This is a genomic window from Undibacterium parvum, from assembly GCF_003955735.1.
Lineage (GTDB): Bacteria > Pseudomonadota > Gammaproteobacteria > Burkholderiales > Burkholderiaceae_D > Undibacterium > Undibacterium parvum.
Window position 1 is genome coordinate 1212382 of record NZ_CP034464.1, and the last position, 25074, is coordinate 1237455.

Genomic DNA, 25074 nt, shown 5'->3' on the forward strand with positions numbered 1-25074 from the left:
ATTTAGAGTGTGCCCAGACCAACAAATGACGAACAATATTCATTTCTCTGTAACTGGCAGAGTTCTTGCTTAGACATTTTGGTTTATACTAAGGGCATGAGTCCACTAGCCCCCCCCACCCTCACCAGCAGCGCCGCAGCCGAGGCCGATGCGACTGCGCACGCCTTGCAACTAGCCTGCGAGACTTTACAGATAGAAGCCGATGCGGTACTCGCGCTGAGACAAAGACTGAGTGGCGCTGACGCAAGCGCATTCACGCAAGCGATGTCCTTACTACTGCATTGCGAAGGTCGCGTGGTGGTTTCTGGCATAGGCAAATCCGGCCATATCGCGCGCAAGATTGCCGCCACCTTTGCCTCAACTGGCACCCCCGCATTTTTTGTGCATCCGGCTGAAGCGGCACACGGCGATCTGGGAATGGTGACGCGCCAAGATGTGTTTATCGCGATCTCGTATTCTGGCGAGGCATCGGAATTGATGTCGATCTTACCGACCATCAAACGTCTGGGCGTGAAACTGATCGCCATGACTGGCAAGCCTGAATCTAGTCTGGCCAAATTGTCCGATGTGCATTTGAACGTATTCGTAGATAAAGAAGCTTGCCCCTTGAATCTGGCACCGACCGCCAGCACCACGGTGACTCTGGCCTTAGGCGATGCACTGGCTGTTGCAGTCCTCGACGCACGCGGTTTTCGCGAAGAAGATTTTGCGCGCTCACATCCGGGCGGCACTCTTGGCCGCCGCCTGCTCACTCATGTGCGTGATGTCATGCGTACTGGCGAGGCAATTCCACAAGTTGCGCCCGAGACTAAGTTAAGCGCGGCGCTGCTGGAAATCACGCAAAAAGGCATGGCGATGACGGCCGTGGTCGATCCCGAACAACGCATCATAGGCGTTTTTACCGATGGTGACTTACGCCGCTTAATGGAAAAAACTCAGGATTTTTCACAAGTACGCATCGTCGACGTGATGCGTAAAAATCCCCGCAGCATACGGCCAGAGCAACTCGCGGTAGAAGCGGTTGAAGTCATGGAAACCCATCGTATCAACCAATTATTAGTGGCCGATGACAGCGGTAAGCTGGTCGGTGCTCTGCACATTCACGATCTGACTCGCGCTAAGGTGATTTAATGACACTCGCTGCCCTGAAAAAAGCTGCCCAGGTAAAATTGATGATTTTTGACGTCGACGGTATCTTGACCGATGGCTGCCTGCATTTTGGCCCTGAGGGTGAAATGATGAAGAGCTTCAATGTGCTCGATGGCCAAGGCATCAAACTATTGCAACAGTCTGGCGTGATCACCGCCATCATCAGCGCGCGCCAATCAGCCATCGTGACCAAACGCGCTGCCGACCTGGGAATTACCCATGTCATGCAAGGCATACACGAAAAAAAAGCGGCGTTCCTGGAGCTAATCTCCATTTTGGGTATCAAAGCCGAGCACTGCGGCTACATCGGTGATGATGTGATCGACTTACCAGTTTTATCCCGGGTTGGCTTTTCTGCCAGCGTACCGAATGCACATGCCGAAGTAAAGTCACGGGTGCATTACCTCACTCAGGCGCAAGGCGGCAATGGTGCGGCACGGGAAGTTTGCGATTTTATTTTGCAGGCTCAAGGCCGTTACGATAGTGTCTTAGCTAATTTTCTGGCATGAAATATCATCTTACTGCCGATCGATTTCGCATTTGGCTAGGCGTCGTCTTGCTAGCCTTAGTTACCCTGGGTAGTTTTTGGATACTCAAAACTTTGCGTCAAAATGGTGACGAGGCGAATGCGCGCCGCAGCGTGCGTAGTGAGCCTGACTACTATGTTGAAAGATTTAATTTCATACGTTTGCCAAATAATGGGCAGGCCAATGTCAGCATAGTCGGCGACAAGCTCACTCATTATCCACGCAGCGATGATCTGGAAATCCAACAAGCGCGCATCACCAGTTTTTCCGCGGATAAATCACCGATGTATATCCGTGCCTTGCGCGCAGTAATCGAGCAAAAATCGACACTAACATCGCCCATACGCGAGCATGATCAAATTCATTTACTCGGCGATGTACAGGTCGATAGACCGGCCACCAGCACCTCGAGCTTCATGCAATTGAACACCGACTATCTATTGGTTTTACCAGATGAAAACACCATGAAAACCGACACCGCGGTGACGATGACGACAAGCACATCGGAAGTGCACGCGGTTGGCATGACAGCCGACAACAATACCCAGCAAGTGGAGTTACTTAGCAAAGTAAGAGCGCGTTTCAGTCGCGCCGGCACGTCCCCAAAACCCCAGTCTTAAAGTAAATCAGGAAAAATTTTCTATGTATGCCATCCGCAATTCAGGCCTGAGTTATCTCGGCCAATTAACGATATCGCTGTGTTTTCTGGCGCCTGTAGCTTGTGCTCATGCCGAGAAAGCCGACAGTCAAAAAGAAACCAATATTGAAGCTGAACTTTCCAATTCTGATGGCAAGAAAAACGTCACTACCCTTACCGGCGACGTGGTATTGACGCGCGGCACGCTGATAGTCAAATCGGATCGCGCCGTGATTACCCAAACTGCCGACGAGCACATGAATGTGGTGCTCACCAGTAAACCGGGAAAGCAAAATTTCTTCCGGCAAAAACGCGATGGTGGCGATGATTTATGGGTAGAGGGCGTGGCCGATCGCATCGAATACGACGATAAAACTGAATTAGTCAGGTTTATCTCGAAGGCACGTGTCAAGTATCTAGAAGGCAAAAAAGTCACGCAAGAGCAAGAAGGAGAGTTTCTTTCTTACGATAGCCTCAATGACGTGTTTGTTGCGACAAACAGCATAAACGGCACTCATGTGCCAGGTGCTGGTCGCGTGAAATTGACGCTGCAACCCAAGCTGGCAAAACCAGTCAATCTTGTTACTCCGATCAAATAATATGACTAGTACACTCGTCATTCAGGGTTTGCAAAAACGCTATGGGGCGCGCCAGGTGGTGCGCGATGTTTCTTTAGAAGTGAAAAGTGGCGAAGTAGTCGGCTTACTCGGCCCCAATGGCGCGGGTAAGACCACCTCCTTCTATATGATCGTCGGCTTAGTCCCCTCAGATGCGGGGAAAATCGATATCGACGGCGTTGATATCTCGCGCCTACCGATACACCAGCGCGCCAAACTTGGCCTATCTTACTTGCCACAGGAGGCGTCGGTATTTCGCAAGTTGTCGGTGGAAGACAATATCCGTGCGGTACTCGAATTACAAACCGATGAACACGGAAAATCTTTAAGTAAAGCCGCCATCGAACAGCGTCTCGATGCCTTGCTCAATGACTTGCAAATCGAAGGCTTGCGAGAAAATCCAGCGCTCTCTTTGTCTGGCGGTGAACGCAGACGGGTAGAAATTGCCCGTGCACTGGCAACCAATCCGCGCTTCGTTCTGCTCGATGAACCGTTTGCCGGGGTCGATCCGATTGCGGTCATAGAGATACAACGCATCGTGGCTTTCCTGAAAAAACGCGGCATAGGCGTCTTGATCACCGATCACAATGTGCGTGAAACCTTAGGCATTTGCGACCACGCCTGCATCATTAATCAGGGTGCGGTATTAGCCAGTGGTAGTCCGCAAGAAATCATCAGCAATGAATCGGTCAGGCGCGTCTATTTGGGAGAGCATTTCCGCATGTAGCGGAAATCATTATCGGCATGAAGCAAAGCCTACAGCTACGCACCTCGCAACATCTGGCGCTCACGCCACAATTGCAGCAATCGATACGGCTACTGCAATTGTCTACGCTAGAACTGCATCAAGAGCTAGAAAACTTGCTGATAGAAAATCCCATGCTGGAGCGGGTTGATAATCCTCTCGATAGCGCGGTACGCTTGTTGGCGGACGGCGCTATTGGCAGTACAGAATCACGCTCAGAAACGGAGTTCGGGGTCAGCCCCGTTGATGATCAGAATAATGCAAGTAGCGATTCGGGCGAAGTCTCTGAAGTCAGTAATCCTAGCGACAGTACCAGTCCTAGCGAAACCGACTGGAGTTTTGATGACGCTCCGCAAGGCAGTAAATCCTCAGAAGAAGATGAGGGAAGACCGCAATTAGAAGCGGCGCATATTTCCCTAAAAGAACATTTGCTAGAGCAGATGCGCCTGAATCTGCGTGAACCACGCGATCTGGCCTTGGTGGAATTGGTGATCGATGCTCTCGATGACAGCGGCTATCTGATCGAGAGTCTGGAAGATATTCATTCCAGCATTCCGCTAGAACTCTTGGTCGAACCTGAAGAACTCAATTTTGCCTTGTTTATGGTGCAAAGTTTTGACCCGCCAGGAGTGGGCGCTCGCAACTGCGCTGAGTGCCTGGCGCTGCAGATCAAACGTCTGCCCAAAATCCCTTTCGTCACCCGCCGCCTCGCACTTGCCATAGTAGAAACGCAAATAGGCTTATTTGCGCAACGCGATTTTGCTCGCTTAAAGAAAATTTTTAATTGCGACGATGAAGATTTGCGTGAAGCGCAGGTGGTGATACGTTTGTGCAAACCCAAACCTGGCGCCGAGTTTGCCGCCAGCAGTTCTGATTATGTGGTGCCAGATGTGATCGTCAGCAAATCGGCTGACGGCTGGCAAGTGGTATTGAACCAAGACATCATGCCTAAGCTGCGCGTGAATAGCATGTATGCCAATATCATGAAGCAAAATCGTGGCGATGGCAGCCTTACCCCGCAGTTACAGGAAGCACGTTGGCTGATCAAAAATATGCGACAACGTTTCGAGACTATCTTGCGTGTTTCGCAAGCGATAGTTGAAAGACAACGTAACTTTTTCACACATGGAGCGGTCGCGATGCGCCCTCTTGTTTTGCGCGAAATTGCTGATACACTGGGTTTACATGAGAGTACAATTTCTCGTGTGACCACTCAGAAATACATGCTGACCCCACATGGTATGTTTGAGCTGAAGTATTTTTTCGGTAGCCACGTCGCCACTGAAACCGGGGGAGAAGCATCATCAACGGCGATACGAGCACTCATCAAACAATTGATAGGAGCAGAAAACCAGAAAAGCCCACTCTCTGATAGCAAGATTGCAGACATGCTGGGTGAACAAGGGATGGTCATTGCGCGCCGCACAGTCGCCAAGTACCGCGAAGCCCTTAAAATTCCACCAGTCAGCTTGCGAAAATCTTTGTAAATATTGTTCTTGAAATTTTGCCTTAAATTGCTATATATGATTTAGCTCAAACAGGTTTTTCAGATTGGGCCCATAGTAATAGCGATAGTGTCATCAAGTAACATCACCATAGGAGCGTTTTATGAATCTCACCATCAGTGGTCATCACCTTGAAGTAACTCCTGCAATTCGTGAACATGTACAAAATAAGCTAGAACGTATCAGGCGACACTTCGATCAAGTCATTGATATCGCCGTCACCCTGACGGTCGACAAGCTCCGAGAAAAGGACAAACGTCATAAGGCAGATATTAATCTGCACATCAGCGGTAAAGATATCCACGTAGAAAGTCTGGCGCATGATCTGTATGCAGCCATCGACACTCTGGTAGACAAACTAGATAGACAGGTCATTAAACACAAAGACAAAATTCAGGAACATCCGCATCAAGCGATCAAACATATTCCTGATCCAGCCTCAGTGTAAGACTAGCAACCCGCAAAGGGAATCCAAAACTAGGACGCTCATCAGCGTCCTTTTTTGTTTCCGTCTAGAATCCACCTCCACGACAAGACTGGTTTGTACGCTTCCTTGGCAAGCTGCGCAGCATCGCCCTTTTCCAATCGCCCCCAGATTCATTGTCTATCCAGCTAAAAAATGGATAAAATGACAGTCTCAATTAAGTTAAAAATCACTGCGAAAGCATACGGCAAGTCGAGTTTTTTGTGTTTCAAAAGTAGGCATGCCTGTCGCACACTGTTTATGCGGGTTTCCAGCCTATCTAGCCGGTAAGCCGCATGCAGATTGCGCGACCAGGCAGGCACTCTTGGACTTTCTTATTTCCATCACCTTCGTGGCAAGCCAAATTCTATGAATAATCACGTACAGAGCGTTATACAAAATCGTATCGGTTTCATCACCTTAGATAGGCCAAAAGCCCTCAACTCGCTCTCCTTAGAGATGGTGCGCAGCATCACCGCCCTACTTTTACAATGGAAAGATAGTGAGGAAGTTACTGCGGTCTTTATCCACAGCAGCAGCGAAAAGGCATTTTGCGCCGGCGGCGACATACGCTTTTTTTACGATGTAGGCACCGCCACACCTAAGGGCGACAGTGCCTTGCTGGAAGATTTTTTTAGCGAAGAATACGCCTTAAATCATTTAATCCATTTTTACCCTAAGCCCTATGTGGCCCTGCTAAACGGCGTAGTCATGGGTGGCGGCATGGGCATCGCCCAAGCGGGCCCAGCTTGTCGTCTCAGAATAGTCACAGAACGCACTAAGATGGCCATGCCTGAAGTAAATATTGGGCTATTCCCAGATGTGGGCGGCAGCTATTTTCTGGCGCGTAGCCCGGGAGAAATTGGTACCTACCTAGGAATGACGGGTGAAATCATCAATGCTGCGGATGCACTGTATGCTGATTTGGCAGACGTGTATATTCCTACAGCGGCCTTACCCGCCTTGATGGACTTGTTGCGCACTAGCAGCGCAACGGATATTCGTGATCTGATCCGTGCGTTTGCCGCTCCGTATGCCGAACAAGCTATTCCTGAAGAAAGTACACTGGCCAAAAATCGCGCCGCGATAGACTTACATTTTGCTGGGAAAGATACAGGGAAAGTCTTGGCTTCACTAGCGCAGGATCAGACCGAATTTGCCAGGCAGACCAGCATCCTGATGCAGAAACGTTCGCCTTTGTTGATGGCCGTCACACTCGAGCAATTGCGGCGCGGTGCAAAGATGAGCGTGGCAGAATGTTTGCGCATGGAACGTACTATGGTGCGCCATTGCTTCAAACACGGTGAGGTCTTAGAGGGCGTGAGGGCCTTGGTGGTGGACAAAGACTATGCGCCGCGCTGGTCACCAGCCAGCTTAGAGCTAATCGACGAAGCCTTAATACTCAGCTTTTTCGAACCAGTCTGGCCGGATTACGCCCACCCTTTACGCGATCTGCTGTAGCCAAATTTTTGATCGCTAAGTGCTGGGTTTGCCAGGCACTTAGCGTTTCAGACTAGCAGCAAGAGTAATGTAAACTCTGCCGCCAAATTCGTGACACAACTCACTTTAACAAGCCAAATACCTTACCAATAATTTTACTGCCAGCACCGATAGGGTCCTGGCGTATCGCTTTTTCTTCTTCAGCGATCATCAGATACAAACCATCTAAAGCGCGTTGCGTCACATAGGTTTCGACACTGGCTTGCTGCGCCGGAACCACGCCAAATTTATGCGCTTGCCCCATCACCGCATTGTACTGGGGAGAGAGCCCAGCCTTATCGGTAACCCCTTTGACCATGGGTAAAAACTTCACCGCTAAAGGCGCGGCTGTCTTTTGCTTAAAAAAATCGGTAACCGAAGTGTCACCGCCAGTGAGTATATTTTTGGCATCCGTGACCGACATAGATTTGACGGCATCGAGCAACAAGGGTTTCGCCATGGGTACTGCAGCCTCAGCGGCGCGATTCATGGATACCAGCAATTCATCGAGTTGCTTGCCTTGCCCAGTCATTCTTAAAATTGGTAGTGCCTGCTCTAGCACTGAGGGCAAAGGAATTCTGACTTTGTCGTTATTATAAAAGCCGTTTTCGACACCCAACTTGCTTACCGCCAGTTCCGAACCTTTATTCAAGGCAGCCTTTAATCCAGCACTGGCATCTTGATTACTTAACTCATCCAGCGAGAAAGCCCAGGCTGACACGGTGATACCGAGCGCGGCAGTTGTCAGCAAAAATTTTGAGCTTTTTACGAAAAAGAAAGAAGCAAGTTGCATGTGAGATCCGAATCTAAAAAAATCAAAGGAATGTACGAGTAGTTAAATTTCTTCAATAGAAAACAGGCGTCTATGTTCTCTGATCGCATAACGGTCAGTCATGCCGGCGATATAGTCCGCAATTTTACGGGCCTGCAGGGCATTGCCGTTCGTCATGCCAGATTTAATCTGATAGTCGGGCGGCAGTAGTATAGGTTCTGCCATCAGCAGGTTAAACAATTCGCGGACTATAGTGCGGCTTTTGCTGGTCATGCGGTTCACCAGATAATGCCTATACAGATTCTCGCGCAAAAACTGTTTTAAGAGTAGCGCCTCTTGAAACATACTATCGGAAAATGCAATCATCTTGGGCTGCGCCCTAACCTGATCTACCGAAGTCGGGGCATAATCCGCAATACGCTGCTCTGAAGTCTGAATCAAATCAACGATCAGTCTATCTATCATCCTGCGTATCGTTTCGGATATTGCACGCCGGCCATTGATACCGGGATAGGCCAAATCGACCGCATGCCTATGGCTAGCATAAAAATCCAACTCCATCAATTGTGTCTCTTGCAACAAACCTGAACGCAAACCATCGTCTATATCATGATTATTGTAGGCAATTTCGTCAGCCAAATTGGTTAACTGGGCCTCTAAGGTAGGCTGAGTCTTATCGATAAATCGCTGCCCTACCTCACCAAGAGTTTTAGCGTGCGGTAAGGAGCAATGTTTAAGTATGCCTTCGCGCGTTTCGAAACTAAGATTTAAGCCGTCAAAAGCGCCATAACGTTCTTCCAAGGCATCGACTACGCGTAAGCTCTGCAGGTTGTGTTCAAAACCGTCGTACTCTTGCATACAGGCGTTTAAGGCATCTTGCCCGGCATGTCCAAACGGCGTGTGACCAAGGTCATGGGCTAAAGAAATTGCCTCGACCAAATCTTCGTTCAAACTAAGATTGCGAGCGATAGAACGGCCTATCTGCGCTACTTCCAAGCTATGCGTCAAGCGCGTGCGAAACAGGTCACCTTCATGATTCACGAACACCTGGGTTTTATACTCCAGACGCCGAAAAGCACTGCTGTGTATGATTCTATCGCGGTCACGTTGAAATTCAGAGCGCGAGCCAGGCTTGGGTTCAGCGTGAAGCCGACCGCGTGAAGTGCCCGATTGGGCCGCGTAGGGAGCAAGTCGGGCATCGGAGAACATAGGTGGCAATCTAAAAACAGTTTCTAAATACTGGCTCGCAAGCAAGCGAGTAAGGTCTCTTTTGGCACGCCTGTAATAATCGGCGCACCTAAGGGCTTGAGTAAAATAAACTTGATTTGCCCATTCTCATTTTTCTTATCGACTTCCATCAGTTCCAGCCAGCGACTCTCACCCAAATCAGGTGCGATGCTAGGCAAACCAGCAGCTTCAACCAATTTTTGCACTCTGATCTTACTGACGTAATCGATATACCCCATACGGCAAGATAAATCAGCCGCCATCACCATGCCACAACCGACCGCTTCACCGTGCAGCCATTTACCATAGCCCAAACCAGATTCAATCGCGTGCGCAAAGGTGTGCCCAAAATTGAGTATGGCACGCAAACCGCCTTCGCGCTCATCCTGGCGCACCACATCGGCTTTGATCTCGCAAGAGCGCGAAATCGCATACGCCAGAGACTCCGGGTCTTTACTGCGTAACTGAAGAATATGCGACTCTATCCACTCAAAAAACGCGGCATCGATAATTGCACCGTGTTTGATTACTTCAGCTAAGCCGGCTGATAATTCACGATCGGGTAAGGTATTGAGCGTGGCGGTGTCGGCAATCACTGCCTGCGGCTGATAAAACGCGCCTATCATATTTTTGCCGAGCGGGTGATTGATGCCGGTCTTACCACCGACCGAAGAATCCACCTGTGACAGTAAGGTCGTCGGGATTTGCACGAAGGGCACACCGCGCATATACGAGGCTGCCGCAAAACCCGTCATATCACCGATCACCCCACCGCCTAAGGCGAGTAAGGTGATTTTTCTATCGCATTTAGCCTCCAGCAAGGCATCAAAAATCAACATCAGGCTAGCCCAGGTTTTATGCTCCTCGCCATCCGGCAAGATAATGCTGATGACTTGCTTACCCAAGTCACGCAAGCGTTCTTCCAGCGCAGCCAAATATAAAGGTGCGACCACGGTATTAGTCACAACCGCCACCCGCTGACCCTTGATATGCTGACGCAATACATCGCTAGAGGCCAGTAATGAAGCACCGATCGCGATCGGATAACTGCGTTCGCCGAGTTCGACTCTAAGGGTTTGGAAAGAAGCTTGTTGCTGCATGAGTAAAACGTTTTCTGAAGAGAGCGCACCCGGTATGAATGCCAGTTGCGTCAAAATGGATTGCACAAGAAATTGTACATTGGGTCTACCGGTCTCTATCACCAAATGGGCAATTTGCTGATACAGAGGTTCGCGTTGCGCTTCAAGTTCTTCTAGCTTTTTGCGCGGATCAGCGGTGCGTAACAGCGGTCGATTTTTATCGTGACGGGTGCGCTGCAAAATACTGTTGATGCCAGCACGTAAGTAGATAACGGTACCGCGCTCATGCAAAAAGCGGCGACTAGCCTCATCGAGGATAGCACCGCCGCCTGTTGCCAAAACCACGCCGTCTTGCGCAGTCAGATCTTTAACCACTTCTGCTTCACGTTGGCGAAAACTCGCCTCACCCTCGACTTCAAAAATCACAGGAATCGAGACCCCGGTACGGGCCTCAATTTCATGATCAGTATCAATAAAGCGTTTGTTGAGTTTTTTCGCCAGAGCCCGGCCAACCGTAGTTTTGCCCGAGCCCATGAGACCTACTAGAAAAATGCTGCCTTGCATCTAAAACCTTATAAATCGTCGTTCAGCATAAAATAGTAAAACTGTTTTTTTATGGATAAATAACATTAACGGCAAAAGTAGTTGTGTTACCTAATGGTGTTTTCAATTCAATAATTGCCCTACCGGTACCAGTTGCACATCCGGTCACTGGAGTAAGTGTAATCGAATGCGAAGTCCCCGTTTGACTCACTGTTGCTGGTGCTGACACTTTTGCCGGCAATGCAACTCCCGTGACATTCGTTCCAGTCACAGTTATAGCTGTATCTGGAGGCATAGGATAACCAAAATCATCAGCAACTGTTACATCAAACGTTTTCGCCACACAAGAGGAAAAAGTCCACGGTGAAAGTAGACCCGTAATTGTTCCATAAGAAGCGCTATTAACAATTTGTGTTGATTGTTGTAAAGATTCTGTGCCGTTTGTAGTTGTTGCAATGATAGTGACCAATGAACGAAATGGAGCCTGACTAACCCAGGTAACCGAGCACGAACCATTTTTAGTGAGACATCGCGCGGTAGCTTTTGTACCCTCGTCGCCAATAATTGCACCACCATCCGTCGTAAATACGATAGGAATACCATCTGCGACTACACCGCCATCCGCATCCGCCAGATAGGCGGAAACTTTATCCAGCACACCAATATGATTCCTGCCCTCGACACCAGTTTTTTCTGGACCTATGGAAAAGCGTGATGCACTAGGCAAACCCGTTGTCACCGCAACCGTATCAGATTTTGTAAATATAGCAGTGCCATCAACTGTGGCGGTAACGGCGACCGAAACTGGCGTGTCGCCAGAATTTACGGCTACCGTTATTTTACCAGCAGGATCTGTGAACCCAGAGTTTGCACCTAAAACTACCGGAGTGTTTGCAGGTATTGAAAAATTCACTTTAACATTAGAAATTCCTAAATCTGTTTTATCAACCACGGAAAATGTCAATATAGCAACTTCTGATCTTCCGTTACCACCCGCCCCCTTGATGACAATAGAAGTATCAGCTGGAACGGCAGAGATAAATTTTATTGAAGTGGGAGTAGCGTTAGCTGGCGCCTTCACCTCAAACGTTACACTCTTAGTTATTGCCGTAGTACCAACAGCCACAGCCGATGCTGTTAAAGTACCTGCACCTGTACCGGTCGCAGCTTTCAAGCCCATCGTTGCAACGCCATCACTACCAGTTAATGCGGTACCAGAAGTTGCAGATAATGCCGCGATTGTTCCGTCCAAGCTAAAAGTTACCAAAACGCCAGGGCCTACCGATCCACCTGAGCTATTGGTAACGACAGCTTTAGCAAGTAAACCAGCAGATCCAGAAAGAAGATTGCTAGGAGTACCTGCCTGATCCACTAAACTGAGCTGTATTGATCCATTGTTCGTAGTACCGGTACCACCAGAATCGCCAGTACTGCCACTACTTCCTGCCGAACCACCGCCACCGCCACAGGCGCTAAGAACAGACAAGACAACAGCAGCCAACGCTATACGAAATAATTTACCCACAGCAAACCTCTTACCAAATTGATCATTAATATTCATAATATACCTCAAAGCTCTATTTAGCCGTGAGTTTATCCGTCAGTACTTTTGGAGTAATAAACACTAATAATTCTGTTTTATTGTTTTTCTTAGCCGTTGTTTTAAACAAATAACCGACCAAGGGTAGATCGCCGAAAAATGGAACTTTGGCGATGTCATCACGCTCTTCCTGAGTGTAGATACCACCTAACACAACGGTGCCACCATTTTCCACCAAGACCATGGTTTTGACTTGTTTGGTGTTAATCACTGGGCCGCCACGCGTATCTTCACCACGACTATCTTTATGTACATCGACATTCAGAATGATATTGCCGTCTGGCGTGATTTGTGGCGTGACATCCAGACTCAAAGTCGCCTTACGGAAAGAAATAGATGTCGCTCCGCTGCTGGTTGATACTTGATAAGGGATCTCAGTACCCTGCTCAATATGTGCGGGCAATTGATCCGCCGTCACTATCCTTGGGCTAGATATAATTTTACCGGTTCCATCGGCTTCCAATGCCGACAACTCCAGGTTAAGAAAGCGATTTGCTGCAGCTGAAAACAAACTTACCGCCAAACTACCGGGATTTAGACCATTCAGACCTGCCGCTGGCAAGTTAACAAATTGGGTATTCGGCGCGTAACTACCATCAGTAACTTTAGCCTGGCCGGTTTGCTCCCCAACGCCAAGATAATTACCCGTTACCGCGCCACGTTGATTCCCTGAAATTTGATAACCAGCATCGCCACCGCGAGAATTTCGCAAATCGAGGAAACCAAGTTTCGCACCCAAATTGCGATTAAATTGATCATCCGCCTCGACGATACGCGCTTCAATCAGCACTTGCTTAGATGCTATATCCGTTTTCTGTATCAACTTTCGAATCTCTTCTAATTTAGATGGTATGTCAGTCACAAACAATTGATTGGTGCGAGGCTCAATAACTGTACTGCCACGTTTGGACAATATACGATTGGTGGAAGCGCCATCCACGCCAAACACCAGCTTAAACGCCTCAGCCTTTTGATAATTCAACTGAAACGATTCGGTACGCATAGGCTCAAGTTCCGCTATTTGCGCTTTTTGTTCCAACTCTAATTTCTCTTTCGTCAATAACTCGTCTTTTGGCGCTATCCACATGACGGAGCCATTTTTGCGCATGTCCAAACCCTTGGTTTGCATGAGTACATCGAGCGCTTGATCCCAAGGAACATCTTTAAGACGCAGAGTGGAATTACCAGTGACCGTATCGCTTGCAATAATGTTCAAACCACTAAATTCAGCAATAATCTGCAATAGGGCACGCACTTCAATATTTTGAAAATTAAACGACAAGCGCTCGCCGCGATAACCTTGGGTACCTTGCGTGAGTTTATTTGGATCTTCTTTAATTGGCTTAACTTCTATCACCAACTGGGTATCACTCTGATAAGCGCTATGCTCCCAAAGCCCCTTCGGCTCTATCAACATGCGGACATTTTCACCCTGCTGCGTAGTAGTTACTGTTTGTACTGGCGACCCGAAGTCAGCCACATCCAGGCGTCGACTAAGCACGGAAGGCAGGCCAACTTTCATAAAATCAACCACGATCTTTTGCCCTTGCTGACGCACATCAACAGCAACTTGATTGCTAGGCAAATCGATCACGACCCGACCTTCCCCCTGCACACCACGACGGAAATCGATATCTTTCAAATTTTGCTTAACTTGTACGACTGCCGCTGGCGCGACAGGTAATCCTATAGAATTGACCGCAGTGGCAATCCCACCAGAGCCATCTATCGTCATGACCACAACATTACCCTCTACGGTAGTGGCATAATTCAAAGGCTTATTCAAGTTAAAGACCAAGCGGGAACGCCCAGTCGCTTCGACAACGTTCACGTTGCGCAAATCGCCCATCCCCATATCGATCGAGCTTTTACCGGTCGCATTCGAGGTATCCGCGAAATCCAAAGCGATCCGAGCTGGATTAGAAACTGAAAACCCAATTGGTGATTTACCGACAGGATTTTTCAATGCGATCTTAATAATAATATTGATGCCCTGCTGATTTGCAGTGATAGACTCGATACTATTTGATTGTGCATTCGCAATCGCGCTTAGGCTTAACAAGCCTGTCAAACATAATTTAAGAAACACAGCGCTCCTTTTACTAGCATTTATCAAGGTAATCATTTTTTTGTCTCCTGCAACTCTAGGGTGGCTTTACGTTCTATCCATTCTCCTGCAGCATCCTGGACGATTTCTTTCAGTTCCAAATTTGAATCAGTTATTTTGGTTATCAATCCGAAATTTGGACCTATGTAATTTCCAACTTTCGCTTGAAAAACTGATTTATCAACCTGTATCAAAGCATGCCGCGCAGTAGAGCGCTCGATAACTCCAACCATTTTTAACTCATCAAGTGAATATGCTTCCAGCACTTCCTTGCGCCGTTCCATATCGGGTCGAAGACCATTATTAGACTCGGCTTTCATCCTTGCCAAGGCAACCAAAAGTTTGGCGGAATTAAAAGGATCTAAATCGACCTTCCCCGCGTAGATTACAGGAACATACACTTTCGGCTCACTCACTTTTGCCACAACAACCCGCGTTTCTTTCTTTACCGATTCCATCCATTGCTGCAATTCAGTCACGCCATTATCACCACAACCCGTCAGAGTCAAAAGTGCGACTATTGCCATTATCTTGACACACCAAAATTTGCTCACTTTTTATCCCCCTTTTTGGCGGCTTTTTTTAACTCAGCCTGCGCAGAGATTTCTTCAGGATCCAAATATCGAAAAGTCTTTGCAACCACATCAAGCACCAGCTTAGCGTCTTTATCAGTGCTCAAACTTAAATTATTTAATGTCACAATTCGCGGCAACTTGGCAATATCGCTAACAAATTCGCCCATATCGTGATAATTGCCTGTCAATTTCAGATCGATAGGCAACTCAGCATAATAATCTTTGGCCACCACCTGCCCAGGTTTAAACAATTCAAATTGCAAACCTCGACCTAATCCGGATTGATTTATATCCGAAAGTAAGGCATCCATTTCAGCTTTGCTAGGCAATTGTTTTTCCATAGTCGCCACATATTGAAGTACCAATTTCCTTTGTTCCCTCAATGCGTCTAGGCTAATTGCCTGCTGGATTTTTTGTTTGAAAGTTTCTTTTAATTTTTCTTCCTCGACCTGCCCCGCTTCTTGCTCTTCAAGCTGCCCGCTCCAATAAAAAAACCAGCCCAGGACGACAACAAAGAACAAGGAGGCTACAGCAAGCAAAGCACGCGGTAGTATTGGCCACAAACCAGGATGCAAGCCACTCAGATCACGAAACTGCGCGTTGATTGAATCGCCCATTTCTTTCAGATTTTGCATATTTTAACTTTCATGCGCATTCAAGGCGTCTTAGTCGGGGAGGTTTGTGCTGCACCGCTTACGGCCACAGTGCTCGCGGCAGCAGATTCTTGTTCACGCGGGCGTTTGATGCCAACATTCATGGAAAACTCCACAACTCTCTTTGCATCACGCCCCTGCCCTAAGTTTACCGACTTAATTTCAAGCAATTCTGGCTTATAAACCCATATCGACTTATTTCCTAAATTGCGAATAAAGTCTGAAACGCGCTGATTCGATTGCGCATATCCGGTAACAAGAACACGTTGCCCCTCTTGTTTAAGTGTTTTCAGGTAAACACCTTCTGGCGTCAGTTTCACGAACTCATCGAGCATGAAGACCGGTTGATTTCTATCACCCTGCAAATCTTCCACAGCCTGCTGTCTAGCCTTCAAACCATCGATTTCCTGACGCAGGGTGGCAACTTCCTTGATTTTCTCGTCTAATTTAAGGTTTTCCGCCTTAATGTAATTATTTCTATCCGATTGAGCCGTAATTTGCCTCGCAAAAACAGCACCGACTACCAGCACAACCACAGCACCTATCACGGCAGCAAACAATAATAAGGAGTAAAAATTACTCTTTAGTTGTTTGCGTTTCTCTTCTCGATGAGGAAGTAGATTGATTTTTATCATTATCCAAATCTCCGCATCGCCAAGCCACAAGCTACCAAGTAAGAAGGGGCGTCACTGCGCAGCATCTTTTCACTTACATTATTCGATAGATCCATACCCTTAAATGGGCTCACAACGGAAGCAGAAATTTTTGTACGCTCAGCAATAAGATCAACCAAACCGGGTATAACAGCGCACCCACCGGCAAGATATATCTGGTCCACACGGGTAAAGGGGGTTGAGGTAAAGAAAAATTGTATTGCTCTTGTCACTTCTAACGAGGCACTTTCTAGAAATGGCTCCAACAATTCCATCTCATAACTATCCGGTAGATCGCCCTGTTTTTTCTTCGCTTCAGCCTCTTCAAAAGAAAGGCCGTAATTACGAATAATGTCCTGGGTGAGTTGATTCCCGCCAAATTGCTGGTCGCGCTCGTAAATTACTTCGCCATTTAGCAGGATAGAGATATAGGTTACTTTTGCACCGATTTGAAATAGCGCATAGATTTGATCGCGCCCGCCATTTGACTGCGCCTCTATCAATCGATTAATTGCAGAACGCGCAGCGTAAGACTCGATATCCATGATTTTCGCTTGCAAACCCGCAGATTCAATCACCGCGACGCGGTCTTCTATTTTCTCTTTGCGTGACGCCGCCAGCATAACCTCAACGTCTTCTTCTGCATTGGCAGCGGGTCCTATGACGCAAAAGTCCAGACTAACCTCATCCATAGCGAAAGGAATATATTGATTCGCCTCCGACTCAACCTGCACTTCCAAGGCCTGCTCGCTCAAATTTCCAGAGAGTATAATTTTTTTGGTAATGACTGCCGAAGCGGGCATCGCGAGCGCTGCATTTTTTACGCTGCAGCCACTGGTTTTAATCAATTTGCGTATCGCGTCAGAAACTTGTTCTATATTTTCTATGTTTCCATCCACAACCGCACCCTTCGGCAATGGCTCTGAGCCACACCGTTCCAGTCGAAATCCTTGCTCGCCACTACGCGAGAGCTCAACAAGTTTGACGTCAGACGTGCTGATATCCAAACCGACCAAGGGCGGATTTTTTCTTCCCAGAAATGATGCCAGATCTAAAGCCAAGGATATCCCCTCAAAAAAACATCATTCTATTCTTAATAGTATTGTGCAAGAAACTATTTGGTAACAAATTATTACTCAAGACAATTTTACCAAAGGCACAAAGGGTGTAAATTCTTTTGAAAATCGCGAATTAACATACAATTATCTGAACCTACATGAAATCCTAGCAATAAGCCTGTACTTATGTAAAGGGTTTTCCACAAAGCATCACACATATGCGTTGCCAAATATCCACGGCAAAGCATAAGGACTTGCATTTTTTACCAAGGCATCTGCTAAGGCTATAATAGCCATTGCTACTTCACACCAACACTATTCATCTATGCCAGTCACTAGCCCTCATCAAACAATAGAACATGCAACAACAAAAACCAAGCATCGTAGCTTGGCATTACGTATTTTATTCGGCTTAGTCGGGATAATCATGGGCGGAGTTGTCGCCGTCTTACTGTTAATCGGCTTTGCCTTGACCATGGCCTATCCAAATCTGCCTGAGTTAGACGCGATCACCAGCTACAAACCCAAAATGCCTTTGCGGGTATTTTCTGCAGATAATATGTTGATTGCTGAATTTGGTGAGGAAAGGCGCAATGTGGTTCGCTTTGCCGAGATTCCAGAACTCATGAAAAAGGCGGTACTGGCGATTGAAGACGATAGATTCTACGAACACGGTGGTGTTGACTATCTAGGTATTTTGCGCGCCTCCGTCCATAATATGGCAGGCGGCCCCAAACAAGGTGCCTCGACCATCACTCAGCAAGTCGCTAGAAATTTTTTCCTTTCCAGTGAGCAGACGTTTAAGCGCAAGATTTACGAGGTCTTGCTCGCATGGAAAATTGAGCAAAATCTGAGCAAAGATCAGATTCTTGAAATTTACATGAATCAAATTTATTTGGGGCAGCGCTCGTATGGTTTTTCGTCTGCGGCACAAATCTACTTCGGCAAAAGTTTAAAGGAAATTAGTATCGCGGAAGCGGCGATGTTGGCAGGATTGCCGAAAGCACCTTCGTCCTACAATCCGGTCGCCAACCCCAAGCGTGCAGCAGTGCGTCAGCAGTACATCTTGCAAAGGATGAAGCAGTTGGGCTACATCACAGAAGCACAATACGAATCTGCCAAAATCGAGCAATTACAAATCAAAACTGATAGCGCTGAATTTGGTATTCATGCTGAATACGTCGCTGAAATGGCCAGACAACTCGTGTATGAACAGTACAAAGAAGAAACCTATACTCGAGGCTTAAATGTGTACACCACCATCACCAAAGCCGACCAGGATGCCGCTTATCTGGCGCTACGCCGCGGTGTAATGGATTATGAGCGACGCCACGGCTACCGTGGTCCGGAAGCAATCATAGATATACCGGCGAATAAAGAGGAAGCCGAAAGCGAAATTGAATCAGAACTCGCAGATCATCACGATAGCGATGATCTGGTACCAGCCATGGTACTTAGCGCCGATACCAAGTTAGTCAAAGCAGTACTGTCATCGGGCGAAGAGATACAAATTAGCGGCGCAGGTCTAAGCTTTGCTGCGAGCGGCCTACTTGCCACGGCCCCCGCCAATAAGCGCATACAACGCGGCGCGGTGATACGCGTAGTCCAGGAAGGTGCCAACTGGAGCATTACACAGATGCCGGAAGTGCAATCCGCGTTTGTCGCAGCCAGTACCACTGATGGATCAATTAAAGCTTTGGTCGGTGGCTTTGACTATAACATTAACAAGTTTAATCACGTGACACAGGCGTGGCGTCAACCAGGCTCCAGTTTTAAACCGTTCATCTATTCCTCCTCGTTGGAAAAGGGCTTATCCCCCTCAACCATCATTAATGATGCACCTATCAGTTTTGACGCAACCCAAACCGGTGGTCAAGCCTGGGAGCCGAAAAATTATGATGGCAAGTATGAAGGTCCAATGAGCATGCGTAAGGGCTTGACCAAATCAAAAAACATGATTTCCATTCGCATATTGCAAAAAGTCGGTGCAAAATACGGGCAGGAATACACTAGTCGTTTCGGCTTTCTGCCAGAGAAGAATCCACCATATCTAACCTTGGCGTTGGGTGCGGGTGCGGTGACTCCATTGCAAATGGCAGGCGCGTATGCGGTATTCGCGAATGGCGGCTATAAAATTAATCCCTACCTGATTTCGAAAATTACCGACACCAGTGGCAAAGTTTTATCTCAGGCCATGCCGGACCTGGCTGGCGATGAAGCGAATCGTGTCATTGATGAACGCAATGCGTTCTTGATGGATAGCATGCTTAAAGACGTCGTCAAATATGGTACTGCCACCAAAGCGATGGTTTTGAAGCGCCCTGATCTAGCCGGCAAAACTGGCACAACCAATGATTCTATCGACGCATGGTTTGCCGGCTATCAAGCGAAATTGGTTGGGATAGCCTGGATAGGTTTTGATCAGCCGAAAAACTTGGGCAATAAGGAAACCGGCGGCGGTTTGGCTTTGCCGATCTGGATATCGTATATGCAAAGGGGTTTGAAAGAGATTCCGATAGAAGAACGCGCGATACCTAAGGGAATTATCCAGGCAGAAGGCGATTACTTCTACGCAGAAAATCCGCCCGGTTCGGCAATTCGTAACTTAGGCGAAACCGAGCAGGCGATTATTGAAGAGTAGCTCGACAGACTATCAGGCCGCAGCTTGTTCACTAGCGATAGTCGACAAGCTGCTGAAAAATTCTGAGTCATCGCGCGTATTGCGCCACACCTGACCATCATGTTTATAATGAAAACCGCCAGACCTTGCTGCCAGCCACATCTCTTGCATCGCAGCCTGGCTATTGACAATAATTTTTGATCCGTTGTTAACGAACTCAATTTCTAAGACATTGCCACTTCGCTTGCAATCCACATCAAGCTCATCATTATCAAAAGCGCGCTCGAAAATTTGCTCTACTTGTTGCAGACACTCATCGGCCATTTTCAAAAATTCTGTTTCGGTCATGTTACACTCCAGCGCATCGATAAACCGCCATTCTATACGCTGTTGAACATTTTGAAAAAACCTACTCTAATTCTGGCCCTGAGCATCTGCAGCGGGATCGCTGCCCTCGGTGGCTGCGGGCAAAAAGGCCCGCTATATCTACCAGTCAGGCCAGCTGCCGTCAGCGCCCCCAAGCCAACAGCACCAGCAGAGGCACCTAAGGCGGCAGCTGCCTCAGCCAGCGCGCTTGAAGAAAAAAGCGATGCGCTAGCAGCGCCGCAAAAGTAAACGCTTTAAAACACTTCAGAACGCTTTGGCATTGTGCGTGAGGTGGGCGCGCCAGCGCCAAAAAACCCTGATCCCCAGCAAGCTAAACACGATCACCGCGAACAGCAAAGGCTGCGCGAAATCGTGCTTGCCTGCTTTCATCCAAAAATAGTGCAGCACAGCTAGCGGCGCAATCACATACACCAATCTATGCAAGAGCTGCCAGCGCTTGCCACCGAGACGTTTAATCATGCCATTGCTACTGGTCAGTGCCAGTGGTATCAGCAAGACGAAGGCAGAAAATCCTACTGTGATAAAGGGACGCTTCAAGACATCGGTCCACATTTCTTCGAATTCAAAAAAATGATCGAACCACAGAAAAGTCATGAAATGCAGGAAGGCATAAAAGAACACATACAAGCCCAGCATGCGCCGCATACGGATGATCCAATGCCATTGCAATAGCTTACGCAAGGGTGTCATTGCCAATGTGATGCACAAAAAATACAGGGTCCAGTCACCGGTATTTCGGGTAATAAATTCAACCGGATTGGCACCCAGTTTGTCGAGATAGGTGTAAGCAACCAAGCGCAAAAAAGGGAGTAATGCCAAGGCAAACAAGATCCACTTAATGCGCGCCAACTGCTGATTCGTCACGTTCATATTAGAAAAATTTCTTCAAATCCATGCCTGCGTACAAAGCAGCAACGTCGCTGTAACCATTGAACATCAAGGTCTTGCGTTTGCGGCTGAGCAGTCCATCTTCACCAATGCGACGCTCGCTCGCTTGCGACCAGCGCGGATGATTTACTTCTGGGTTCACATTCGAGTAGAACCCATATTCACTAGGTGCAGCGATATTCCATGCGGTGCGCGGCTGCTCTTTGGTAAAGCGTATCTTGACGATGGACTTGGCCGATTTAAAGCCATACTTCCAAGGCAGGACGATACGCACTGGCGCACCATTTTGATTTGGCAGTACTTCTCCGTACATGCCGAAAGTGAGCAAGGCCAGAGGATGCATCGCCTCGTCCAGGCGCAGACCTTCCACATACGGCCACTCAAGCACCGGACTACGTAAGCCTGGCATTTGTTTTTTGTCTTCAAGCGTGATGAACTCAACGAAACGCGCATTGCTATTCGGTTCGACCTTCTTGATGAGCTGCGACAAAGAATAGCCCACCCAAGGGATCACCATAGACCAGCCTTCCACACAGCGCAGCCGATAAATACGTTCTTCCAGCGGTGCTAATTTCAGCAAACTATCCAGATCCAGCGTCATCGGTTTCTTGATTTCGCCCTCGATAGAAATACTCCATGGGCGCGGCTTTAAACTGCCGGCAGTCATCGCCGGATCAGCCTTGTCAGTGCCAAACTCATAAAAATTATTGTAGGTCGTGGCGTCTTTATACGAGGTTTTTTTCTCCATCAAGGCATAGGCTGGATTGACGGCAGCTGCTAATTTCTGTGCCGTCGGCGACTGCGCAAAAGCCTCCCGGTTAGCTATCTCCAGCAAGGACGCACTGGCAATAGAACCCACTGCGATTTGTCGAATAAAGTCACGACGCGATTCAAACACCGCACGCGGTGTGATTTCTGAGGAAAATGGTAAATCGATACCATTAGGATTACGTTGGATCAGCATGATGACTCCGTGGGCAAGGCGATGGGAATTCGGCAATATCAGCGTGTAGGACAGCAAATATGGCGCTTAGTTTCTCATGAGTCGGGCAGGTCTGCTGATCCTTACATTTTCTTGGATAAAAAGAGCATTCGCCTGAAACTTCTAAAGAGCGATAGGTTGGAAATCCCCCATCTGATGCGGTGTTCTTTTTACCAGTCATTTCAACAACACAGCTAACGGAACGCAGCGCAATTCGGTACCACCATCCACGCCAGCGCGCATATTCCATGTGCCTTTCAGGCCAACATGCTTGAAGAAGCGCATGGAATATGCGCTGTGGCAGTGCCTGTTTTAAGATTTCAGTTGCTGCGTGACGCGGTATGGCTGCGATTACAGAGTTAGCCAGCTATTCGCCTTCCCTAGCCAGCCACGTCAAAGTCACATCCACGTCACATCGCACTCTTATACTCGGCATATCCGCCTAAGTTTCCCCTACAGGAGAGGATTTCGCCCGCTACGCTATTGGCCAATGTGGGCTTTTTTTATGGCTTGAACAGTTTAAGTAGTCGATCGCCCAGGCTATCTTCTATGTCCAGGGCTTTCACGCCGTTACCGCCCTCGGTTTGGTATTCGGCATAACTCCATTTGCCATCGACGCTCACCACATTCTCAGGGGTGGCGCGGAGCACTTCCGACTTGCCAGCCAGCGCCGTGCGCATGCTGTCTATCCAGATCGGCAGTGCCAGAGTGGCGCCGAATTCACGTCCGCCCAGAGATTTTGGATCGTCGTAGCCCATCCAGGCCACCGCCACGATATTGCTGGCATAACCGGCAAACCATCCGTCCATTGCGTCGCTAGTGGTACCGGTCTTGCCGGCCAGATCATGCCTGCCCAGTCTTTGCGAGGCGGCGGCACCAGTGCCGGAGCGGGTCACCTCGCGCAGCATGCTGTCCATGATGTAGGCATTACGGGCATCGATGACTCTGGATTCTTCTGGCGCGACCGCCGGCACTTTGGCTTCAAACATTATTTTGCCGCGGCCATCGGTGACCCTTTGTATCAGCCACGGGCTAACCTGATAACCACCATTGGCAAACACCGCATACGCCGCAGCCAATTGCACCGGTGTGACGGCTCCGGTACCTAATGCCAGCGTCAGATTGACAGGGTGCTTGGCGGCCTCGAAGCCGAAGCGCGGCAAGTAATCACGAGCGTAAGTTGCACCTATAGCTTTTAAGATCTTGACCGAGACCACGTTTTTCGATTGCGCCAGTGCCGTCTGCATGCTGATGGGGCCGTCGTATTTACCATCGTCATTGCGCGGATCCCAGCGCAGGCTTTCGTTGGTGTCGGCCGATAAGGGCGCATCGTTAATCATGCTGCCGCCAAAAAAACCTTTTTCCAGCGCGGCCGAATAGATGAAGGGCTTCATGGATGAGCCGGGTTGGCGCCAGGCGCTGCTGACATGGTTGAACTTCTTACGATTGAAATCAAAGCCACCGACCAGCGACCTGTACGAACCATCCTGGGCGTTCAGTGAGACATAGGCGGCATCAACTTCAGGTAATTGACTGATCTGCCAGCGCGCTTTGTCCTTGGCCTTATTGTCTTGCATCACGCGTATCACGGCACCGGGACGCAGCTTCAGGTCACGCTTGGCTTTCGTTTGCAAGGCGGCGCTGGCAAAGCGCAGACCATCGCCGGAAATCTGAATAGACTCACCCGTGGCCAATTCAGCTTGCACCAGTTTGGCGTCGACCTGAGTCACGACTGCCGCAAATAAAAGATCACTGGCGGGGTGCTTGAGCAAAACCTCATCGATGGCGTCATCACGCGCATCTTCATCGGCAGGTAATTCTATGAATGCCTCGGGGCCACGATAACCGTGGCGCTGATCGTAAGCCATAACATTGCGACGCAAGGATTCATAGGCAGCCTCTTGCTCGGCCTTATTGATAGTGGTGTAGACCTTCATCCCCATGGTGTAGGTGTCTTCCTTGTATTGCTCGTAAATGCTTTGTCTGACGGTCTCAGCCACATAGGCGGCGTGTGACTCAAATTGCAGGCTGCTGTTGATATGCAATTGCTCATTGCTGGCTTGCTCAAATTGCGCATCCGTGATGTGCCCCAGCCTGCGCATGCTTTTCAGCACCAGGATCTGGCGCTGCTTAGCCCTTTGCGGATTGACTGCCGGATTATGTCTGGCCGGATTTTGCGGTATGCCTCCCAACATCGCCGCTTCGGCGATACTCAGTTCTTTGAGTGACTTACCAAAATAAGTCCGTGCCGCACTCGAAAAACCGTGGGTACGCTGGCCTAGATAAATCTGGTTCATATACAGTTCAAGGATCTGATCCTTACTCAGTGCCGTCTCTATCCGGTAAGAGAGCATAATTTCCTTGAGCTTACGCGCCAAAGTTCTTTCCCGGGTCAGGAAAAAATTACGCGCCACCTGCATGGTAATAGTCGATGCGCCTTGCTTCACGCCGCCCGTGACATCCGACAAGACAGCCCGGGTCACGCCAATAAAATCAATGCCACCGTGCTCGTAAAAACGCGAGTCTTCTATCGACAACAAGGCGTTTTTTAGCACATCAGGGATCTCTTTGATCGGTACAAAGTCTCTGTGTTCTTCGCCAAACTCGCCGATCAGAGCATTGTCTGCAGTGTAAATACGTAGCGGTATCTTGGGTTTGTAATCGGTGACCGCATCGAGTGAAGGTAAATCAGGCGCCAGCACCAGCAGCGCAAAAGCGAGCAGGGCAGCAGCAACGAAGGTAATCAGGGCGGCGAGACTAAGTAGCCATTTCATTGTATTTATTTACCTAAAAATATTTGATAACTTT

The 25074-nt window shown here is 48.4% G+C and carries 23 protein-coding genes; 10 read left to right on the plus strand and 13 right to left on the minus strand.

The annotated features are described in order from the left end of the window. Positions 1-96 precede the first annotated feature (96 nt). The 8 genes from EJN92_RS05115 to EJN92_RS05150 all read left to right on the plus strand — a co-directional run bounded on the left by EJN92_RS05115 (position 97) and on the right by EJN92_RS05150 (position 7104). Positions 97-1131: a KpsF/GutQ family sugar-phosphate isomerase gene (locus EJN92_RS05115; protein WP_126126818.1), complete on the plus strand. Its 1035-nt coding sequence runs from the start codon at positions 97-99 to the stop codon at positions 1129-1131. Further along, positions 1131-1658, plus strand: a complete 528-nt coding sequence (locus tag EJN92_RS05120; protein WP_126126819.1) for a KdsC family phosphatase — start codon at positions 1131-1133, stop codon at positions 1656-1658. Before EJN92_RS05115 ends, EJN92_RS05120 begins: the two co-directional genes overlap by 1 nt. Further along, positions 1655-2296, plus strand: coding sequence for an LPS export ABC transporter periplasmic protein LptC (gene lptC / locus EJN92_RS05125; protein ID WP_126126820.1), 642 nt, complete (start codon positions 1655-1657; stop codon positions 2294-2296). The genes EJN92_RS05120 and lptC overlap by 4 nt, the downstream gene beginning before the upstream one ends. A gap of 22 nt (positions 2297-2318) precedes the next feature. Beyond that, on the plus strand, positions 2319-2912 hold the full coding sequence (gene lptA / locus EJN92_RS05130) for a lipopolysaccharide transport periplasmic protein LptA (protein ID WP_126126821.1): 594 nt from the start codon (positions 2319-2321) through the stop codon (positions 2910-2912). A 1-nt stretch (position 2913) separates the two neighbouring features. Beyond that, the gene (gene lptB / locus EJN92_RS05135; RefSeq protein WP_126126822.1) at positions 2914-3657 is read left to right on the plus strand and encodes an LPS export ABC transporter ATP-binding protein; all 744 of its coding nucleotides are present in this window, start codon (positions 2914-2916) and stop codon (positions 3655-3657) included. 17 nt (positions 3658-3674) lie between these two features. Then, on the plus strand, positions 3675-5162 hold the full coding sequence (locus EJN92_RS05140; RefSeq protein WP_126126823.1) for an RNA polymerase factor sigma-54: 1488 nt from the start codon (positions 3675-3677) through the stop codon (positions 5160-5162). A gap of 121 nt (positions 5163-5283) precedes the next feature. Then, positions 5284-5628 (plus strand): ribosome hibernation-promoting factor, HPF/YfiA family, encoded by a 345-nt coding sequence (gene hpf, locus EJN92_RS05145; RefSeq protein WP_126126824.1) that lies wholly within the window; start codon positions 5284-5286, stop codon positions 5626-5628. Between the two features lie 384 nt (positions 5629-6012). Continuing rightward, complete coding sequence (locus tag EJN92_RS05150; protein ID WP_126126825.1) at positions 6013-7104, plus strand: enoyl-CoA hydratase/isomerase family protein; 1092 nt, start codon at positions 6013-6015, stop codon at positions 7102-7104. Between the two features lie 100 nt (positions 7105-7204). Here the strand turns inward: EJN92_RS05150 and EJN92_RS05155 are convergent, their stop codons facing one another. Genes EJN92_RS05155 through EJN92_RS05195 form a run of 9 tightly spaced genes read right to left on the minus strand, consistent with a single transcriptional unit; the run spans position 7205 to position 17392 of the window. Continuing rightward, positions 7205-7915: a DUF4197 domain-containing protein gene (locus tag EJN92_RS05155; protein WP_126126826.1), complete on the minus strand. Its 711-nt coding sequence runs from the start codon at positions 7913-7915 to the stop codon at positions 7205-7207. Positions 7916-7957: 42 nt separating this feature from the next. Beyond that, complete coding sequence (locus tag EJN92_RS05160; RefSeq protein WP_126126827.1) at positions 7958-9103, minus strand: deoxyguanosinetriphosphate triphosphohydrolase; 1146 nt, start codon at positions 9101-9103, stop codon at positions 7958-7960. A 23-nt stretch (positions 9104-9126) separates the two neighbouring features. After that, positions 9127-10764, minus strand: a complete 1638-nt coding sequence (gene aroKB, locus EJN92_RS05165; protein WP_126126828.1) for a bifunctional shikimate kinase/3-dehydroquinate synthase AroKB — start codon at positions 10762-10764, stop codon at positions 9127-9129. A 49-nt stretch (positions 10765-10813) separates the two neighbouring features. Beyond that, positions 10814-12304, minus strand: a complete 1491-nt coding sequence (locus tag EJN92_RS05170) for a hypothetical protein (RefSeq protein ID WP_126126829.1) — start codon at positions 12302-12304, stop codon at positions 10814-10816. A gap of 16 nt (positions 12305-12320) precedes the next feature. Beyond that, positions 12321-14468 (minus strand): type IV pilus secretin PilQ, encoded by a 2148-nt coding sequence (gene pilQ / locus EJN92_RS05175; RefSeq protein ID WP_126126830.1) that lies wholly within the window; start codon positions 14466-14468, stop codon positions 12321-12323. Further along, entirely contained in the window at positions 14465-14977 is a 513-nt protein-coding gene (locus EJN92_RS05180; RefSeq protein WP_126129790.1) for a pilus assembly protein PilP, read from the minus strand. Before EJN92_RS05180 ends, pilQ begins: the two co-directional genes overlap by 4 nt. A 23-nt stretch (positions 14978-15000) precedes the next feature. Beyond that, positions 15001-15660: a type IV pilus inner membrane component PilO gene (locus tag EJN92_RS05185; protein ID WP_126126831.1), complete on the minus strand. Its 660-nt coding sequence runs from the start codon at positions 15658-15660 to the stop codon at positions 15001-15003. Between the two features lie 20 nt (positions 15661-15680). Beyond that, on the minus strand, positions 15681-16313 hold the full coding sequence (locus EJN92_RS05190) for a PilN domain-containing protein (protein WP_126126832.1): 633 nt from the start codon (positions 16311-16313) through the stop codon (positions 15681-15683). Further along, positions 16313-17392: a pilus assembly protein PilM gene (locus EJN92_RS05195; RefSeq protein WP_126126833.1), complete on the minus strand. Its 1080-nt coding sequence runs from the start codon at positions 17390-17392 to the stop codon at positions 16313-16315. Before EJN92_RS05195 ends, EJN92_RS05190 begins: the two co-directional genes overlap by 1 nt. A gap of 424 nt (positions 17393-17816) precedes the next feature. On the opposite strand from EJN92_RS05195, the gene EJN92_RS05200 reads away from it, so the two are divergent. After that, a complete protein-coding gene (locus tag EJN92_RS05200; protein ID WP_227869814.1) occupies positions 17817-20030 on the plus strand; it encodes a penicillin-binding protein 1A in 2214 nt (737 codons plus the stop codon). Between the two features lie 12 nt (positions 20031-20042). Here EJN92_RS05200 and cyaY read toward each other — a convergent pair whose 3' ends face one another. After that, the gene (cyaY, locus tag EJN92_RS05205) at positions 20043-20357 is read right to left on the minus strand and encodes an iron donor protein CyaY (RefSeq protein ID WP_126126835.1); all 315 of its coding nucleotides are present in this window, start codon (positions 20355-20357) and stop codon (positions 20043-20045) included. A gap of 51 nt (positions 20358-20408) precedes the next feature. Between cyaY and lptM the strand changes: the two genes are divergently transcribed. Beyond that, positions 20409-20624, plus strand: a complete 216-nt coding sequence (lptM, locus tag EJN92_RS05210; RefSeq protein ID WP_126126836.1) for an LPS translocon maturation chaperone LptM — start codon at positions 20409-20411, stop codon at positions 20622-20624. A gap of 15 nt (positions 20625-20639) precedes the next feature. On the opposite strand, the gene EJN92_RS05215 is transcribed toward lptM, so the two are convergent. The 3 genes from EJN92_RS05215 to EJN92_RS05225 form a co-directional block, all read right to left on the minus strand. Further along, positions 20640-21266, minus strand: a complete 627-nt coding sequence (locus tag EJN92_RS05215; RefSeq protein ID WP_126126837.1) for a protein-methionine-sulfoxide reductase heme-binding subunit MsrQ — start codon at positions 21264-21266, stop codon at positions 20640-20642. A gap of 1 nt (position 21267) precedes the next feature. Beyond that, entirely contained in the window at positions 21268-22248 is a 981-nt protein-coding gene (gene msrP, locus EJN92_RS05220) for a protein-methionine-sulfoxide reductase catalytic subunit MsrP (protein WP_126126838.1), read from the minus strand. A gap of 521 nt (positions 22249-22769) precedes the next feature. Beyond that, a complete protein-coding gene (locus EJN92_RS05225; protein ID WP_126126839.1) occupies positions 22770-25040 on the minus strand; it encodes a penicillin-binding protein 1A in 2271 nt (756 codons plus the stop codon). Positions 25041-25074: the final 34 nt, after the last annotated feature.

What these genes read in the sequence shown, in the direction of transcription:
- EJN92_RS05180 (WP_126129790.1), bottom strand. Translation starts at nt 14,977, where the DNA reads ATGGCAATAGTCGCACTTTTGACTCTGACGGGTTGTGGTGATAATGGC.
- msrP (WP_126126838.1), bottom strand. Translation starts at nt 22,248, where the DNA reads ATGCTGATCCAACGTAATCCTAATGGTATCGATTTACCATTTTCCTCA.
- EJN92_RS05140 (WP_126126823.1), top strand. Translation starts at nt 3,675, where the DNA reads ATGAAGCAAAGCCTACAGCTACGCACCTCGCAACATCTGGCGCTCACG.
- EJN92_RS05185 (WP_126126831.1), bottom strand. Translation starts at nt 15,660, where the DNA reads ATGCAAAATCTGAAAGAAATGGGCGATTCAATCAACGCGCAGTTTCGT.
- EJN92_RS05170 (WP_126126829.1), bottom strand. Translation starts at nt 12,304, where the DNA reads ATGAATATTAATGATCAATTTGGTAAGAGGTTTGCTGTGGGTAAATTA.
- EJN92_RS05225 (WP_126126839.1), bottom strand. Translation starts at nt 25,040, where the DNA reads ATGAAATGGCTACTTAGTCTCGCCGCCCTGATTACCTTCGTTGCTGCT.
- EJN92_RS05115 (WP_126126818.1), top strand. Translation starts at nt 97, where the DNA reads ATGAGTCCACTAGCCCCCCCCACCCTCACCAGCAGCGCCGCAGCCGAG.
- EJN92_RS05200 (WP_227869814.1), top strand. Translation starts at nt 17,817, where the DNA reads ATGGGCGGAGTTGTCGCCGTCTTACTGTTAATCGGCTTTGCCTTGACC.
- aroKB (WP_126126828.1), bottom strand. Translation starts at nt 10,764, where the DNA reads ATGCAAGGCAGCATTTTTCTAGTAGGTCTCATGGGCTCGGGCAAAACT.
- EJN92_RS05150 (WP_126126825.1), top strand. Translation starts at nt 6,013, where the DNA reads ATGAATAATCACGTACAGAGCGTTATACAAAATCGTATCGGTTTCATC.
- lptB (WP_126126822.1), top strand. Translation starts at nt 2,914, where the DNA reads ATGACTAGTACACTCGTCATTCAGGGTTTGCAAAAACGCTATGGGGCG.
- lptA (WP_126126821.1), top strand. Translation starts at nt 2,319, where the DNA reads ATGTATGCCATCCGCAATTCAGGCCTGAGTTATCTCGGCCAATTAACG.
- EJN92_RS05120 (WP_126126819.1), top strand. Translation starts at nt 1,131, where the DNA reads ATGACACTCGCTGCCCTGAAAAAAGCTGCCCAGGTAAAATTGATGATT.
- lptC (WP_126126820.1), top strand. Translation starts at nt 1,655, where the DNA reads ATGAAATATCATCTTACTGCCGATCGATTTCGCATTTGGCTAGGCGTC.
- EJN92_RS05160 (WP_126126827.1), bottom strand. Translation starts at nt 9,103, where the DNA reads ATGTTCTCCGATGCCCGACTTGCTCCCTACGCGGCCCAATCGGGCACT.
- pilQ (WP_126126830.1), bottom strand. Translation starts at nt 14,468, where the DNA reads ATGATTACCTTGATAAATGCTAGTAAAAGGAGCGCTGTGTTTCTTAAA.
- EJN92_RS05190 (WP_126126832.1), bottom strand. Translation starts at nt 16,313, where the DNA reads ATGATAAAAATCAATCTACTTCCTCATCGAGAAGAGAAACGCAAACAA.
- cyaY (WP_126126835.1), bottom strand. Translation starts at nt 20,357, where the DNA reads ATGACCGAAACAGAATTTTTGAAAATGGCCGATGAGTGTCTGCAACAA.
- EJN92_RS05215 (WP_126126837.1), bottom strand. Translation starts at nt 21,266, where the DNA reads ATGAACGTGACGAATCAGCAGTTGGCGCGCATTAAGTGGATCTTGTTT.
- EJN92_RS05155 (WP_126126826.1), bottom strand. Translation starts at nt 7,915, where the DNA reads ATGCAACTTGCTTCTTTCTTTTTCGTAAAAAGCTCAAAATTTTTGCTG.
- hpf (WP_126126824.1), top strand. Translation starts at nt 5,284, where the DNA reads ATGAATCTCACCATCAGTGGTCATCACCTTGAAGTAACTCCTGCAATT.